The following is a 14,289-nucleotide window of genomic DNA, read 5'->3' as shown; positions in this document are numbered from 1 at the left end:
CCGGGGCGGCGTCAGCCCGCCGCGCGCGACTGCCGCTTGCGCTCGTGCGGGTCGAGGAAGCGCTTGCGCAACCGGATCGCGCTGGGTGTCACCTCGACGAGTTCGTCATCGTCGATATAGGCGATCGCCGCCTCCAGGCTCATCCGTATCGGGGTCGTCAGACGCACCGCCTCGTCGGTGCCCGAGGCGCGGATGTTGGTCAGCTTCTTGCCCTTCAGCGGGTTCACTTCCAGATCGTTGTCGCGCGAATGTTCGCCGATGATCATGCCCTCGTAGACCGGTTCCTGCGCGCCGATGAACAGCCGTCCGCGATCCTCGAGGTTGAACAGCGCATAGGCGACCGCGGTCCCGTTCTCCATCGAGATCAGCACACCCGCACGCCGCCCGGGAATCGGCCCCTTCCAGGGCGCCCATTCATGGAACACGCGGTTCAGAACGCCCGTGCCGCGGGTATCGGTCAGGAACTCGCCGTGATAGCCGATCAGCCCGCGCGAGGGCACATGCGCGATGATCCGGGTCTTGCCCGCGCCCGCCGGGCGCATCTCGGCCACCTCGCCGCGGCGGGGGCCGGTCAGCTTCTCGATGACGACGCCGGAATATTCGTCATCGACATCGACTGTCACCTCCTCGATCGGTTCCAGCTTCTGGCCGTCCTCCTCGCGGGTCAGGACCTGCGGGCGGGAAATCGACAGTTCGAACCCCTCGCGGCGCATGTTCTCGATCAGCACGCCCATCTGCAGTTCGCCGCGGCCCGCCACCTCGAAGGCCTCGCCGCCGGGCGTGTCGGTCACCCGGATCGCGACGTTCAGTTCGGCTTCCTTCATCAGCCGCTCGCGGATCACGCGGGACTGCACCTTCTTGCCGTCGCGGCCCGCCATCGGGCTGTCGTTGATGCCGAAGGTGACAGAGATCGTCGGCGGATCGATCGGCTGGGCCGGCAGGGCCTCGGCCACCGAGGTGGCGCACAGCGTATCGGCGACCGTTGCCTTGGACATGCCCGCCAGCGTCACGATATCCCCCGCCTCGCCCACGTCGATCGCGGTCTGCGACAGGCCGCGGAAGGCCAGCACCTTGGACACGCGGAACCGCTCCAGCTCTTCGCCGTTGCGCGTCAGCGCCTTGATCGTTTCGCCGGGACGCACGCGGCCCGACTCGATCCGCCCCGTCAGGATGCGCCCGATGAACGGGTCCGCCGACAGGGTGGTGGCCAGCATGCGGAACGGTTCGTCCACGTGGGCCAGTTGCCTCGGCGCGGGAACGTGATCGAGGATCAGGTCGAACAGCGCGTGCAGATCCTTGCGCGGCCCGTCCAGTTCGTGATCGGCCCAGCCGGACCGGCCCGACGCATACATGTGCGGGAAGTCGAGCTGCGCGTCGGTCGCGCCCAGGTTCGCGAAGAGGTCAAAGACCTCGTTCAGCGCGCGCTCGGGCTCGGCATCGGGCTTGTCGACCTTGTTCAGCACCACGATGGGGCGCAGGCCCAGCGCCAGCGCCTTGGAGGTGACGAACTTGGTCTGCGGCATCGGCCCTTCGGCGGCGTCCACCAGCAGCAGGACGCCATCCACCATCGACAGGATCCGTTCCACCTCGCCGCCGAAATCGGCGTGGCCGGGGGTGTCGACGATGTTGACCCGGTGCCCGTCCCATTCGACTGAAGTCGCCTTGGCGAGGATCGTGATCCCCCGCTCGCGTTCGATATCGTTCGAATCCATCGCTCGTTCGGCCACCGTCTGGTTCTCGCGGAAGGAACCCGACTGTCTCAGCAACTGGTCGACGAGCGTGGTCTTGCCGTGGTCGACGTGGGCGATGATCGCAATGTTGCGAATGTCCATGTGTCTTGCCTCTGGGGGAGTTGCGCTGCCGATAGAGGCTTTTCCGCGAAAAGGCGAGTCCCAATGCTCAATGCGCGGCGCTTTTCGAGAACAGGTGGATCACCAGGATGCCCAGAACGATCATTCCCATTCCCAGAACCGCGGGCAGGTCGATCCGCTGGCCGAACACCCACCAGCCGATGAGCGCGATGAAAACGATCCCCAGCCCGGACCAGATCGCATAGGCGATGCCCACCGGGATGGTCCTGAGCACCAGCGCCAGCAGATAGAAGGACAGCGCATAGGCGACCACCACCACGACCGAGGGCAGCAGCCGGGTGAATTGCTGGCTGGCCTGCAGGGCAGAGGTGCCGATGGTCTCGGCCAGGATCGCCAGGATCAGGAAAAGGTAGGATTTCGGCACTGGTCGCGCTCCCGTCTTGGAAAGTACACAATTCCCGACAACAGTCGCGCCGCGTGCAGGTCAGCGCAAGCGGCGGACGGGACGAAAGGACGGGCGGATGAGCCTCACGACCCACAGGGTGGAATTCTCCGGGCGGGCCGGAACCTATTTCGGCATCTGGATCGTCAACCTGTTGCTGTCGATCCTGACCATCGGCATCTACTCGGCCTGGGCCAAGGTCCGGACCCAGCGCTACCTCAACCAGAACCTCACGATCGACGGGCGCGCCTTCGACTATCACGCGACGGGGCTGCAAATCCTGATCGGGCGGATCATCGTGGTGGCGGCCTTCGTCGCCTATTCGCTGCTCGCGGCGATTCCGCTGTTCGCGGTCGTCCTTCCCATCGGGCTGATCTTCCTGATCCCTTGGCTTCTGAACCGCAGCCTCGCCTTCAACGCCCGGGTGACCAGTTTCTCGGGGCTGCGCTTCGGCTTTGACGGCAGTTACTGGCGGGCGTTCCGGGTCTACATCCTCTACCCGGTCCTCGCGGTCTTCACGCTGTACCTTGCCTTCCCCTTCGTCGCCCGCGCGGTACGCAGCCATGTCGTGAACGGCCACCGCTTCGGCACGGCGCGGTTCCGCTTCGAAAGCGGGATCGGCCCGTTCTACAAGGCCTTTCTCATGGCCGGGCTCTGGGCCGTCGGCACCGGGCTTCTGCTGCTGGCGCTTTTCGCGCCGCTCCTTGCGGGGTTCGACCCCTCGGCCTTCCGGACCGGAACCGGCGACCCGGACCCGCGCCAGGTGCTTGCCGCGCTGGTCCCGGCGGCCATCATCGTCCTTGCGATCCTGCCGGCGGGCTTCATCTACCAGGCCTTCATCCGCAACGCGGTCTTCGCGGCCACCACGCTGGAGGGCGGCCATGCCTTCACCTCGGACATCGCGCCGCTGCGGCTGGTGTGGATCGGGGTCAGCAACGCGGTGGCGGTGGTCTTTTCGCTGGGGCTTTTGCTGCCTTGGGCGCGGATCCGGATGATTGCCTATCAGGCCGCCCATACCCATGTCACGGTGAACGGCAGTCTCGATACCTTCACCGCCGCCGAGGCGGAAAAGGTGGGGGCCATCGGACAGGCCTATACGGATATCGAAGGGTTTGATGTCGGTCTTCCCGTTTGACGGCCTGGCCGGAGAGGCCTACGGCCCCGGATCGTCCCGCCGCCACCGCGCCGCGTTGATCATCGCGGCGGACAGCGCGCGGCTGGTGGACGAGACCGGCGCGACGCTGGCCGAGGGGCGCGCGCGGCGCGAGGCGCGGATCGCGGGTGGGCCATCGCGCGTCGTGCTGCCAGGCGAGTGGGTGTTCGAATGTCGCGACCACGGCGCGCTGGACGCCGCCCTTGGCCCCGCGCGCGGCGACTGGCTGATCCGGGCCGAGGCGTGGCACCCACGGCTGATCGCGGTGGTGGCGGGCTGCCTGCTGGGTGTTTGGCTGATCTGGCGCCACGGGCTCGACCTGCTGGTGGCCGCGGCGATCGCGCTGACCCCGCCCACGCTGGTCGAGGCGATCGACCGCGGCAATCTCGCCGCGGTCGACCGGATGTTCGCCGAGGAAACCGGACTGCCCCCGGACCGGCAGGCCGGGATCCGCGCGATCTTTGATGCCATCGCGGCGGCCGCCCCGCCCCCGCCCTATGGCGAGTACCGCCTGGTGCTGCGCGATGTGCCGGGACTTGGACCCAACGCCTTCGCGCTGCCGGGCGGCACGCTGGTACTTACCGACGACCTGGCCGAGCGGTTCCCCGACGACGACGTGATCGCCGCGGTGCTCGGCCACGAGATCGCCCATGTCAGCGAACGCCACAGCTTGCGCCAGCTTTACCGGTCGCTGTCGATCTACATGCTGGTCGCGCTGATCGCAGGCGACGTGGGCCCGGTCCTCGAGGACGTGTTGCTCGAAGGCAACCTGCTGCTTTCGCTGGCCTATTCGCGCGCCCATGAACGCGATGCCGACGCGCTGGGCATCGAGATCGCGGCGCGGGCGGGCTATGACCCCGCCGCACTCATCACCTTCTTCGAGGCTTTGGACCGGATCGCCGCCCCGCAAGGGCCGGCGTGGCGGTCCACCCATCCCCTGTCGGCAGACCGTGCCCGGGCGGTCGAAGAGATGCTTTCGGAGCGGGACTGACCCGCGCCGGCGGGTTCGGGCACACCCCTTGCCAGCCGGTTCCGCCGGTCGTATCGCTTGTTCATGCGGATCAACGCCTTGCCCACCCCATGACCCCGCGCCCGGGCTTCGAGCTTGGCGATACGCTGGTGCCCGCAGGCACCCGGCGGACGGTCGACCTGCCGGTCTCGGTCCTGTCCGACCACACCCCCGTCACGATGTCGGCCCATGTGATCCACGGCCGCCGCCCCGGCCCGGTGGTTTTCGTGACCGCCGGCATCCACGGCGACGAGGTCATCGGGGTCGAGATCGTGCGGCGCCTGCTGAACCTGCCCGTGCTCGGCGGCCTTGCCGGAACGCTGATCGCCATTCCCATCGTCAACGCCTTCGGCTTTCTCAACCTGTCGCGCTACCTGCCCGACCGGCGCGACCTGAACCGCTGCTTTCCGGGCACCGCCGAGGGCTCGATGGCCGCGCGGCTTGCGCATCTGCTGACCAGCGAGGTCGTGGCCCGCGCCGATCTGGGGATCGACCTGCACTCGGCCTCGATCCACCGCACCAACCTGCCGCAGGTCCGCGTGGCACCGGGCGATGACGAGCTGATGCGCCTGGCCGGGGTCTTTGCCGCGCCTGTCGTGCTGCGCTCGGACCTGCGCGAGGGCTCGCTCCGGCAGACCGCGCGCGCGCTTGGCGTCGGGATGCTGCTGTACGAGGCGGGCGAGGGGCTGCGCTTTGACGAGACCGCCGTCCGGGCGGGGGTCGCGGGCATCCTTCGGGTGCTGCACGACCGCGGCATGGTCGGGGCCAAGGGCGTGCCGCGTGCGCGGCGCGCGCCCCTGGTGTGCCGCGCCTCGCGCTGGTTGCGCGCGCCGCAGGGCGGGCTGTTGCGCACCTACCGGTCCGAGGGCGAGGTGGTGGACAAGGGCGATGTTCTGGCCGTCGTCTCGGACCCGTTCGGCGAGGTCGAGGCCGAGATCCGCGCCCCCGAGCACGGCATCATCCTGGGCCGCGCGGTGCTCCCGGTGGTGAACGAGGGCAACGCGGTCTTCCACCTGGCGGCGATCACGCCCTCGGACCGCGCGGGCGACCGGATGGGCGCGTGGACCGCCGAGCTCGGGGCCGAAAAGCTGTTCGACGAGGACGAGATCCTCTAGCGATGGGCGCCCGCCGCGCTGTCGGCCGCGGCCTCAAGCGCAGGATAGCGGGCCCCCAGAGTCGCCGCCCGAACCACGAACGAGATCAACAACGCCGCCCAGAGCCCGTGATTGCCGAAAGCCGGCACCAGCAGGGCAGCCGCCACAGCATAGACCGCCGCCGTGATCCCCATCATGTTGCGCATGTCGCGCGTGCGCGTCGCGCCGATGAAGATGCCGTCCAGCATGTAGGAGGCAAGGCCGAACACCGGCGCCGCCACCATCCAGGGCAGGTAATCCCGCGCCGCGGCGCGCACCTCGGGCGCGGTGGTCATCAGGTCGATGACCGCGCCTCCGAACAGCCCGAAGACCACGGCCAGGCCCGCAACGGTCACGACCCCCCAGAGGCTGGTCATCAACGCCGCCCGCCGCAGCGCCGCCCGCGCGCGGGCGCCCATCGCCTGCCCCACCAGCGCCTCGGCGGCAAAGGCAAAGCCATCCAGCGCATAGGCGGTGATCTCCAGGAATTGCAGCAGCACCTGGTTGGCCGCAAGCGGCACGTCGCCGAACCCCGCGGCCACGAACAGGAACGACACGAAGATCCCCTGTAACAGGAGCGACCGGATCAGGATATCGGCGTTCACGCCCGCCATGCGCCTGATGCGCACCCGGTCGAACACCCGCGCCCGGTCGCGCCAGGCCGCACCGCGGAACGCGCCCCGGCACAGCCACAGCCCCATCGCGGCGCCCGACCCTTCGGCGATCAGGGTCGCGACCGCCACCCCCGGCACGCCCCAGCCAAGCCCGAGCACGAACCACAGATCGAGCACGATGTTGATCGCGTTCATCCACAGTTGCAGCACCAGCACCGCCCGCGTGCGCCCCTGCGCGATCAGCCAGCCGGTGATCCCGAACAACCCGATCGCCGCCGGCGCCCCCCAGATGCGGATCTCCAGATAGTCGCGCGCCATCGACTCGACCTCTGCCGAGGCAGGTGCAAGCTGGAAGGCCCCGGCGAAAAGCAGCGTCTGGCCCGCGATCAGCGCAAGGCCGGCACCCACGCCCACCAGCAGCGCGCGGGTCAGCATCGCGTCGACTTCGGCGTGGTCGCGGGCGCCCCAGGCCTGGGCGGTCAACCCGGTCGTGCCCATGCGCAGGAAGCCGAAGATCCAGTAGATCGCGGCAAGGATGATCGCGCCGATGCCCACCGCCCCGATCGGCGCGGCCTCGCCCATCTGGCCGACGACGGCTGTATCGACCGCGCCCAGGATCGGCACGGTCGCGTTCGACAGCACGATGGGCAGCGCGATGGCCAGAACTTGGCGGTGGGTCAGGGGCGGCGCGGCAGGGGCCGCGGCCCCGGCGGCAATGTCAGCCATTGCGGGGCGGCATCAGGAAATGGCCGGTAGCCTGCGCGTAAAGCCGCGCGCGGTTGTCCTGCCAAGCCTCGACATGGACCGAGGCATAGCGCCGCCCCGAGCGGTTGACGCGCGCCCGCGCATAGGCGTCGCGCGGCAGGCCGGTCCGCAGGTAGTCGACGGTGAAGTCGATGGTCTTCGGCAGCCGCGGCAGGGTGTCGGGGGTCAGCGCCAGCGGGTCCAGCGCGCCCGATTCCATGTCCTCCCAGATGATCGCCCAGCTCAGGCCGATGATCGCCGTCACTTCCAGAAAGGCCGCGGTCACACCACCATGCAGCGCGGGCAGCATCGGGTTGCCGATCAGCTTGTCGTCGAAGGCCAGGATGGCGGTCAACTCGTCGCCGCGGCGCTCGAACTCGATGCCGAGAAAGTTGATGTAGGGCACGCCATGGACCAATGCCGACAGCGCCGCATCGCGCCGCTGCTTGATGACCTGGACGGGCTCGGGGGCCTTGCGGGTCATGGCTTTGCCCCTGCCCCGCCGCGTTCCACGGTGAAGGCCCCCGAGGCGGTGGCGACCGGGTTCTCGTGGTCCTCGTCGGTCGCGGTGGCGCGCACGAAGGCGACCGAGCGGGTGACATGATAACATTCGGCCCGTGCGGTGATCCGCTGGCCGGGCGTGGCCGCCCGCATGTAGTCGATGCGCAGATCAATGGTGGCGGTGCCCGCGGGCGCGTCGGGATGGCTCATCACCGCCGCGCCGCCGCAGGTGTCCAGAAGCGCCGAGACCGCGCCGCCATGGATCACGCCGCTTTGCGGATCGCCGATCAGCCGCGGGTCATAGGGCATCGAGATCTCGGCCACGCCGTTGCCGATCTCGTCCACGCGCATGTTCAGCGCGCGCGAATGGGGAATCATCTCGATGAATTGCCGCGCGATCCGCGCGTTGTCTTCCTGCATCGGGCGCTCCTCTTCCGCCCGAGTTATTGGCCCTTGCCAGATGCCCCGCAAGTGCTAACTTCTGCAATTGAGAACCATTCGCATCTTCAGGATCGGACAACCGGCATGACGACCGACACACTCGACAGGCGGCAGGGCCTGCCCCGCCCGGGCACCGCTTTCCTGGGTCCGTGGCGCGGGCGGCGGCTGCTGGTGGCGCTGACGCTTCTGGCGCTGGCTCTGGCGCCGGGTGAGCTTGGCGCGCTGACCCGCGAGCTGATGACGGATGCCTATGTCCAGGTCAGCGTCTTTGTCGCGGCAACGCTGTTGCTGTTCTACGGGTCGGAACGGCTGTTCCGGTTCGACATGGGCACGGTGCTGCGCCACGCGCGCGGGTGGCAGGTGCCGATGGCCGCCCTTCTGGGCGCGACGCCGGGCTGCGGCGGTGCGGTGATCGTGGTGGCGGCCTATACCTCGGGCAATGTCGGGATGGGCGCGGTGGTCGCGGCGCTGACAGCGACGATGGGCGATGCGGCCTTCCTGCTGATCGCGACGCGGCCCGACGCGGCGGCAGTGCTTCTGCCGCTGTCCTTCGCGGTGGGCGTGGCCACCGGATGGCTGGTCGACCGGTTCGACCGCTCGGACCTGCCCCGCCTTAAGGGCGCTTCGTGCGAGCTTGCGCCGCGGATCGGGCGCCTGCGGCCGCGCGACATCGCCTATGTGCTGCCCGCCCTGCCGGGTCTGGCCGTCGGCGTGGCACAGCTCGGCCAGGTCGAGATCGAGACGGTCATCGGGCTGCCCGTGGCGGCCATCGCCCTGACCGGCACCGCACTGGGGCTGTTCATCTGGGCAAGTTCGCCGGTCACCGCGATGACCAACGCCAAGGACGCGCCGCTGACCCGCGTGGCCGAGGAAACCAGCTTCATCTCGGTCTGGGTGATCGCCGCCTACCTCGCCTACGACTATGCCGCAGTGTTCGGCGGGCTCGACCTTGCCGCCTGGTTCCAGACCATTGCGCCGCTGTTGCCGCTGATCGCCATTGCGGTGGGCTTCGTGCCCGGCTGCGGGCCGCAGGTGCTGGTGACCACGCTTTACGTCAACGGCGCGCTGCCCTTCGCGGCGCTGATCGGCAACGCGATCTCGAACGATGGCGACGCGCTGTTCCCGGCCATCGCGATCAACCCGCGCGCGGCCCTGCTCGCCACGGTCTATTCGGCGATTCCGGCCCTTCTCGTCGCCTATGGGTTTTACCTTTTCGCACCGGGCTTCATGAACTAGACTGATGGTTCATCGTGTTGCCCGCGCGAACGCAGGGAAAACGAAAGACCCGATGTCCGACGACCGGCTGACGTTCAAGGAAATGTGCGCGCGGTTCGACGTGACACCGCGCACGCTGCGCTATTACGAGTATATCGAGCTGCTGAGCCCCGAAAAGTCGGGCCGCGCGCGGTACTATTCGCCGCGCGATGTCGCCCGGATGACCCTGATCCTGCGCGGCCGCCGCTTCGGCTTCAGCCTCGAGGAAATCCGGCAGTGGCTGTCGATCTACGACGAGCAGGGCAGCCGCGCGCAACTCGAGGCGATGGTCGACATGTCGGACCGCCAGCTCAAGGCGCTGGGCGATCAGCGCGAGGATCTCGATCGCTCGATCGCCGACCTGAAGGCGCTGCGCGACGAGGTGGCCGAGAGCCTGGCGCAACAGGACGCCGCGGGCAGCAAGGCCCGTTAGCCGCAGCGGCCTTGTGACGCAGCGTTATGTTTACGTCAACGTCAATCCGTATTGTCTAGAGCCACGGCAGTCTTCATCTCAGGGGCTGGGGAAGGCAAACGGTACGAAGACGGAACATGAACGACGAACTGCTGACAATCCGCCAGATGTGCGACGCCTTCGGGGTCACGCCGCGCACCCTGCGCTTTTATGAATCCAAGGAATTGCTGGACCCGAAGCGCGAGGGCCAGCGCCGGCTTTACACCCGCCGCGACCGCGGTCGTCTGACCCTGATCCTGCGCGCCAAGCGGTTCGGCTTCAGCCTGGAACAGATCCGCCAGTTGCTGTCGCTCTACGACACCGATGACGGCAAGGAACAGCAGCACCGCGAAGCCTATGTGATCGGCCGCGAGCGGCTGGCCGACATGCGCCGCCAGCGCGCCGACCTCGACGAGGCGATCGCCGAACTGGAACAGCAACTGGCCTGGTGCGAGGAAAAGCTGGCCCAGTTCGCCAGCGCCGCCCAGGGCCGCCAATAGCCCGCAACCGACCACGCCCCGCAGAAGGGTGACGTTCCAGGGAGAGAGAGATGCCGAGCTACATACCGCCAACCGAGGAGATCCAGTTCCTCCTGCATGACGTGCTTGAGGCCAGCGCCGCCGACATCCCCGGCTATGACGAGCTTGACCGCGATTTCACCGCCGCCGTCCTGGACGAGGCGGGCAAGATCGCGGCCGAGGTGCTGGCGCCCCTGAACGCGACGGGCGACGCCGAGGGCTGCCGGCTGGAAAACGGCGTGGTGCGCACGCCCGAAGGCTATCGCGACGCCTACCGGCAGGTCAGCGAGGGCGGCTGGATCGGGCTGGACGCTGACCCGGCCTATGGTGGCCAGGGCATGCCCTATCTGCTGAACACCGCGGTGGGCGAGATGTTCGTCTCGGCCAACATGGCGTTCAACATGTACTGGGGCCTGACCCACGGCGCGATGTCGGCAATCCATGTCCACGGCTCGGAGGCGCAGAAAGCGCTCTACCTGCCGAAGATGATCTCGGGGGAATGGTCGGGCACGATGAACCTGACCGAACCGCAATGCGGGACCGATCTGGGCCTGATCAAGACCCGCGCCGAGCCGCAGGGCGACGGCACCTACCGGATCACCGGCACCAAGATCTGGATCTCGGCGGGCGAACATGACCTGACCGAGAACATCATCCATCTGGTGCTGGCCAAGATCCCCGGTGGCCCCGAGGGGACCAAGGGCATCTCGCTGTTCATCGTGCCGAAATTCCTGCCCGATGCCGACGGCAATCCGGGTCCGCGCAACGCGCTGCACTGCGTCGGGCTGGAACACAAGATGGGCATCCACGCCAACGCCACCTGCGTGATGAGCTACGAGGGAGCGACCGGGTTCCTGGTGGGCGAGGAACACAAGGGCATGCGCGCGATGTTCACCATGATGAACGAGGCCCGCCTGGGCGTGGGCCTGCAGGGCTATGCCCAAGGCGTCGTGGCCTACCAGAACGCGCTGGCCTGGGCGCGGGACCGGCTGCAGGGCCGCGCCGTCGGCGCGCCCGCCAACCCGCAAGGCCCCGCAGACCCGATCATGGTCCACCCCGATGTGCGCCGCAACCTGATGCACCAGAAAAGCTTCGTCGAGGGCGCGCGCGCCTTCACCTTCTGGGGGGCGCAGCTGATCGACCGGTCGCACCGGGGCGGCGATGCGGAGGCCGAGGCCCTGATCTCGCTGCTGACCCCGGTCATCAAGGGGTTCCTGACCGACAAGGGCTTCGAGACCACGGTTCTGGCGCAGCAGACGCTGGGCGGCACCGGGTTCACCCGCGCCGCGGGGCTGGAACAGTTCGTCCGCGACGCCCGCATCACCATGATCTACGAGGGCACCAACGGCATCCAGTCGCTGGACCTCGTCGGCCGCAAGCTGCCGCAGGACGGTGGCAAGGCCATGCGGGCCTTCTTCGAGATCGTGAAGGGTGTCATCCGCGAGAACGAGGACGATGCCGAGGTGAAGGCGGGCTTCCTCGATCCGCTGAAGGCCGCGTCAAAGGACCTGCAGGCGGCAACGATGTACTTCGTCGAACAGGGGATGAAGAACCCGGCCAATGCGCTGGCGGGGTCCTACGACTTCATGCACCTCTTCGGCCATGTCTGCCTGGGGCTGATGTGGGCGCGGATCGCCAAGGCCGCCCGCGCGGGCCTGAACGCGGGCACCGGCGACGCCGCGCGCCACGCGGCGCGGCTGGCCACCGGGCGCTATTACATGGCGCGCCAGTTGCCCGCGACCGCGCTGCACCTCGCGCGGATCACCAGCGGGGCGGACACGGTCATGGCGCTGCCGGACGAGAGCTTCTAGGCTCGGGCGGAACCCGTCCGCGGAGGAGAGAATGCCCAAGCGCCTGCGCCTGACCCGCCGCTTCCCGGTCGCGATGACCGAGGACGCTTATCGCCGCCTGCGGCGCTTTGCCCGCGAGGCGGGACTGGACGAGGGCGAGGCGCTGTCCTTCCTGTTCGAGCATTTCGACAGCGTGACCGACGCCGAGGTGCTGCCCCACCGTCTGCGGATCTTCAACGCCGAACTCGAGGAGCGCAAGCGATGACCCCCGGCCGCGCGCGCCATGGCTGGCAACAGAGCCATGAGTATTTTTGCCAAGAAGAAGGCCACGGGTTAGCCCCCCACCCGGACGGCGCCCCCGGTCGTTACCGGGGTGGAGGCGCCGGGCGGGGGACCTTCTCCTTGGGCGGTCATCGGCTCTCCAGCCTGTACCGCGAGTCGGAGACTGGCGCGTTAACGTTAACGGACGGTTACGGGACGAGGTTCCGGTCTTCTTCTTGGTCCAAATACTCATGGCGCACCCGATCGGCCGGGCGCAGCGCATGGATGGAGGACGGGATATGACCATCCGGCTCTACTGCTTCGGCGAAAGCGGCAATGCCTACAAGGCGGCGCTGGCATTGGAACTGGCGGAGATGGACTGGGCACCGGTCTATGTCGATTTCTTCAACGGCGCAGCCCGCAGCGCCGAGTTTCTGGCGCTGAACCCGATGGGCGAGGTTCCGGTGATGGTGGACGGCAGGTTGATCCTCAGCCAGTCGGGCGCGATCCAGCGCCATGTCACCGAGAGGACCGGCCGCTTCGGCGGGCGCGATGCGGACGAGGACCGCGAAGTGCTGCGCTGGATGTTCTGGGACAACCACAAGATGTCGGGCCAGGCGGGTGCGCTGCGGTTCCTGATGAACTTCCTGCCCGAGCAGAAACGCCCGGAGCCGGTCATTGGCTGGCTCTCGGGCCGGGTGCAGGCGGCACTGGCCACGCTGGAGCGCGGGCTTGACGGGCGCGCCTGGCTGGTGGGCGACGGGCCCACCACCGCCGACTTCTCCTGCTGCGGCTATCTCTATTACCCCGAACCCTTCGGCTTTGACCGCGCGGACTGGCCGAACATCGACGCCTGGCTTGACCGGATCGCGGCGCTGCCGGGCTGGAAACACCCCTACGACCTGATGCCCGGCTCGCCCGCCGACCGGGCCTGATTCCTGAACGAGAGGCAGACATGACCGAGGCCTATATCTACGACGCGATCCGCACCCCCCGCGGCAAGGGCCGCAAGGATGGCAGCCTGCACGAGGTGACGTCGCTGCGCCTGTCGGCGGTTGTGCTGGATGCCCTGGCCGAAAGAAACGGCCTGTCGGGCCACGCGGTCGAGGACGTGATCTGGGGCAACGCTACCCAGGTGGGCGAACAGGGCGGCTGCCTCGCGCGCAGCGCGGTTCTGGCCTCGTCCCTCGACGAACGCATCCCCGGCCTTTCCATCAACCGGTTCTGCGCAAGCGGGCTCGAGGCGGTGAACCTGGCCGCGAACCAGGTGCGCGCAGGCGCGGGCGCGGCCTATATCGCGGGCGGTGTCGAGATGATGGGCCGCGTCGCGATGGGCAGCGATGGGGCGGCGATCGCGGTGGACCCCAGCCTGGCGATGAAGACCTATTTCGTGCCGCAGGGCATTTCCGCCGACATCATCGCCACCGAATATGGCTTTAGCCGCGACCAGGCCGACACGTTCGCCGTGGAAAGCCAGCGCCGTGCCGCCCGGGCCTGGGCGGAGGGCCGGTTCGCGAAGTCCATCCTGCCGGTCCGGGATGTCAACGGCCTGACGATCCTCGACCGCGACGAATACATGCGCCCCGAGACCGACATGCAGACGCTGGGGGCGCTGAAGCCGTCCTTCAAGGAGATGGGCGAGGTGATGCCGGGCTTCGACCAGGTGGCCTTGATGAAATACCCCCATCTCGAGCGGATCGACCATGTTCACCACGCGGGCAATTCCTCGGGCATCGTCGACGGGGCGGCAGGCGTGCTGGTCGGCAGCGCAGAATTCGGGCAGGCGCATGGGCTGAAACCGCGCGCGCGCATCCGGGGCACCTGCAAGATCGGCACCGATCCGACGATCATGCTGACCGGCCCCGTGCCCGCGACCGAAAAGGTTCTGCGCGACGCGGGCATGGCGATTTCCGACATCGACCTTTTCGAGGTGAACGAGGCCTTCGCGGCCGTCGTGCTGCGCTTCATCCAGGCGTTCGAGGTGGACCCGGCGCGGGTCAACCCCTGCGGCGGGGCCATCGCGCTGGGCCATCCGCTGGGGGCGACCGGGGCGATCATCCTCGGCACGCTGCTGGACGAGATGGAGCGCACCGACAGGGAAACCGGCCTCGCGACGCTTTGCGTGGCCAGCGGCATGGGCGCCGCAACGATCATCGAACGCGTGTGA

15 protein-coding genes are annotated in these 14,289 nt (G+C 68.3%); 10 read left to right on the top strand and 5 right to left on the bottom strand.

Annotation, left to right across the window (positions count from 1 at the left end):
• Window positions 1-11: 11 nt before the first annotated feature.
• Both typA and EV655_RS04840 read right to left on the bottom strand, forming a co-directional pair.
• On the bottom strand, window positions 12-1,832 hold the full coding sequence (gene typA, locus EV655_RS04845; protein WP_132542404.1) for a translational GTPase TypA: 1,821 nt from the start codon (window positions 1,830-1,832) through the stop codon (window positions 12-14).
• Between the two features lie 67 nt (window positions 1,833-1,899).
• Window positions 1,900-2,235 (bottom strand): DMT family transporter, encoded by a 336-nt coding sequence (locus EV655_RS04840; protein WP_132542402.1) that lies wholly within the window; start codon window positions 2,233-2,235, stop codon window positions 1,900-1,902.
• Window positions 2,236-2,332: 97 nt separating this feature from the next.
• Here EV655_RS04840 and EV655_RS04835 point away from each other — a divergent pair, with 97 nt between their 5' ends.
• From EV655_RS04835 to EV655_RS04825, 3 genes are all read left to right on the top strand, one after another.
• The gene (locus tag EV655_RS04835; RefSeq protein ID WP_132542400.1) at window positions 2,333-3,388 is read left to right on the top strand and encodes a YjgN family protein; all 1,056 of its coding nucleotides are present in this window, start codon (window positions 2,333-2,335) and stop codon (window positions 3,386-3,388) included.
• Entirely contained in the window at window positions 3,369-4,397 is a 1,029-nt protein-coding gene (locus EV655_RS04830; protein WP_132542398.1) for a M48 family metallopeptidase, read from the top strand. Before EV655_RS04835 ends, EV655_RS04830 begins: the two co-directional genes overlap by 20 nt.
• A gap of 89 nt (window positions 4,398-4,486) precedes the next feature.
• Window positions 4,487-5,530, top strand: a complete 1,044-nt coding sequence (locus tag EV655_RS04825; protein ID WP_132542396.1) for a succinylglutamate desuccinylase/aspartoacylase family protein — start codon at window positions 4,487-4,489, stop codon at window positions 5,528-5,530.
• Here the strand turns inward: EV655_RS04825 and EV655_RS04820 are convergent.
• The 3 genes from EV655_RS04820 to EV655_RS04810 are packed head-to-tail and all read right to left on the bottom strand — an operon-like array spanning window position 5,527 to window position 7,827.
• Entirely contained in the window at window positions 5,527-6,888 is a 1,362-nt protein-coding gene (locus tag EV655_RS04820; RefSeq protein WP_132542394.1) for an MATE family efflux transporter, read from the bottom strand. The genes EV655_RS04825 and EV655_RS04820 overlap by 4 nt on opposite strands.
• A complete protein-coding gene (locus EV655_RS04815) occupies window positions 6,881-7,390 on the bottom strand; it encodes a PaaI family thioesterase (protein WP_132542392.1) in 510 nt (169 codons plus the stop codon). The genes EV655_RS04820 and EV655_RS04815 overlap by 8 nt, the downstream gene beginning before the upstream one ends.
• Window positions 7,387-7,827 carry a PaaI family thioesterase gene (locus EV655_RS04810; protein ID WP_132542390.1) on the bottom strand — a complete coding sequence of 147 codons (441 nt, stop codon included), beginning with the start codon at window positions 7,825-7,827 and terminating at the stop codon, window positions 7,387-7,389. The genes EV655_RS04815 and EV655_RS04810 overlap by 4 nt, the downstream gene beginning before the upstream one ends.
• 105 nt (window positions 7,828-7,932) lie before the next feature.
• On the opposite strand from EV655_RS04810, the gene EV655_RS04805 reads away from it, so the two are divergent.
• From EV655_RS04805 to EV655_RS04775, 7 genes are all read left to right on the top strand, one after another.
• Window positions 7,933-9,084: a putative manganese transporter gene (locus tag EV655_RS04805; protein WP_132542388.1), complete on the top strand. Its 1,152-nt coding sequence runs from the start codon at window positions 7,933-7,935 to the stop codon at window positions 9,082-9,084.
• A gap of 52 nt (window positions 9,085-9,136) precedes the next feature.
• Entirely contained in the window at window positions 9,137-9,535 is a 399-nt protein-coding gene (locus EV655_RS04800; protein WP_132542386.1) for a MerR family transcriptional regulator, read from the top strand.
• 116 nt (window positions 9,536-9,651) lie between these two features.
• Entirely contained in the window at window positions 9,652-10,053 is a 402-nt protein-coding gene (locus tag EV655_RS04795) for a MerR family transcriptional regulator (RefSeq protein WP_132542384.1), read from the top strand.
• 50 nt (window positions 10,054-10,103) lie between these two features.
• Window positions 10,104-11,882, top strand: coding sequence for an acyl-CoA dehydrogenase C-terminal domain-containing protein (locus tag EV655_RS04790; protein WP_132542382.1), 1,779 nt, complete (start codon window positions 10,104-10,106; stop codon window positions 11,880-11,882).
• A gap of 31 nt (window positions 11,883-11,913) precedes the next feature.
• Entirely contained in the window at window positions 11,914-12,126 is a 213-nt protein-coding gene (locus tag EV655_RS04785; protein WP_132542380.1) for a hypothetical protein, read from the top strand.
• Between the two features lie 295 nt (window positions 12,127-12,421).
• A complete protein-coding gene (locus tag EV655_RS04780) occupies window positions 12,422-13,057 on the top strand; it encodes a glutathione S-transferase family protein (protein WP_132542378.1) in 636 nt (211 codons plus the stop codon).
• 20 nt (window positions 13,058-13,077) lie between these two features.
• Entirely contained in the window at window positions 13,078-14,289 is a 1,212-nt protein-coding gene (locus EV655_RS04775; RefSeq protein WP_132542376.1) for an acetyl-CoA C-acetyltransferase, read from the top strand.

Source organism: Rhodovulum euryhalinum, from assembly GCF_004342445.1.
GTDB lineage: Bacteria > Pseudomonadota > Alphaproteobacteria > Rhodobacterales > Rhodobacteraceae > Rhodovulum > Rhodovulum euryhalinum.
Note: the sequence above shows the minus strand (reverse complement) of the source record. Positions and strands in the feature narration are given on the sequence as shown.

Excerpts from the sequence above, each read along its gene's own strand:
- EV655_RS04775 (WP_132542376.1), top strand. The coding sequence starts at position 13,078 with ATGACCGAGGCCTATATCTACGACGCGATCCGCACCCCCCGCGGCAAG.
- EV655_RS04805 (WP_132542388.1), top strand. The coding sequence starts at position 7,933 with ATGACGACCGACACACTCGACAGGCGGCAGGGCCTGCCCCGCCCGGGC.
- EV655_RS04780 (WP_132542378.1), top strand. The coding sequence starts at position 12,422 with ATGACCATCCGGCTCTACTGCTTCGGCGAAAGCGGCAATGCCTACAAG.
- typA (WP_132542404.1), bottom strand. The coding sequence starts at position 1,832 with ATGGACATTCGCAACATTGCGATCATCGCCCACGTCGACCACGGCAAG.
- EV655_RS04790 (WP_132542382.1), top strand. The coding sequence starts at position 10,104 with ATGCCGAGCTACATACCGCCAACCGAGGAGATCCAGTTCCTCCTGCAT.
- EV655_RS04835 (WP_132542400.1), top strand. The coding sequence starts at position 2,333 with ATGAGCCTCACGACCCACAGGGTGGAATTCTCCGGGCGGGCCGGAACC.
- EV655_RS04830 (WP_132542398.1), top strand. The coding sequence starts at position 3,369 with ATGTCGGTCTTCCCGTTTGACGGCCTGGCCGGAGAGGCCTACGGCCCC.
- EV655_RS04785 (WP_132542380.1), top strand. The coding sequence starts at position 11,914 with ATGCCCAAGCGCCTGCGCCTGACCCGCCGCTTCCCGGTCGCGATGACC.
- EV655_RS04795 (WP_132542384.1), top strand. The coding sequence starts at position 9,652 with ATGAACGACGAACTGCTGACAATCCGCCAGATGTGCGACGCCTTCGGG.
- EV655_RS04815 (WP_132542392.1), bottom strand. The coding sequence starts at position 7,390 with ATGACCCGCAAGGCCCCCGAGCCCGTCCAGGTCATCAAGCAGCGGCGC.
- EV655_RS04810 (WP_132542390.1), bottom strand. The coding sequence starts at position 7,827 with ATGCAGGAAGACAACGCGCGGATCGCGCGGCAATTCATCGAGATGATT.
- EV655_RS04800 (WP_132542386.1), top strand. The coding sequence starts at position 9,137 with ATGTCCGACGACCGGCTGACGTTCAAGGAAATGTGCGCGCGGTTCGAC.
- EV655_RS04825 (WP_132542396.1), top strand. The coding sequence starts at position 4,487 with ATGACCCCGCGCCCGGGCTTCGAGCTTGGCGATACGCTGGTGCCCGCA.
- EV655_RS04820 (WP_132542394.1), bottom strand. The coding sequence starts at position 6,888 with ATGGCTGACATTGCCGCCGGGGCCGCGGCCCCTGCCGCGCCGCCCCTG.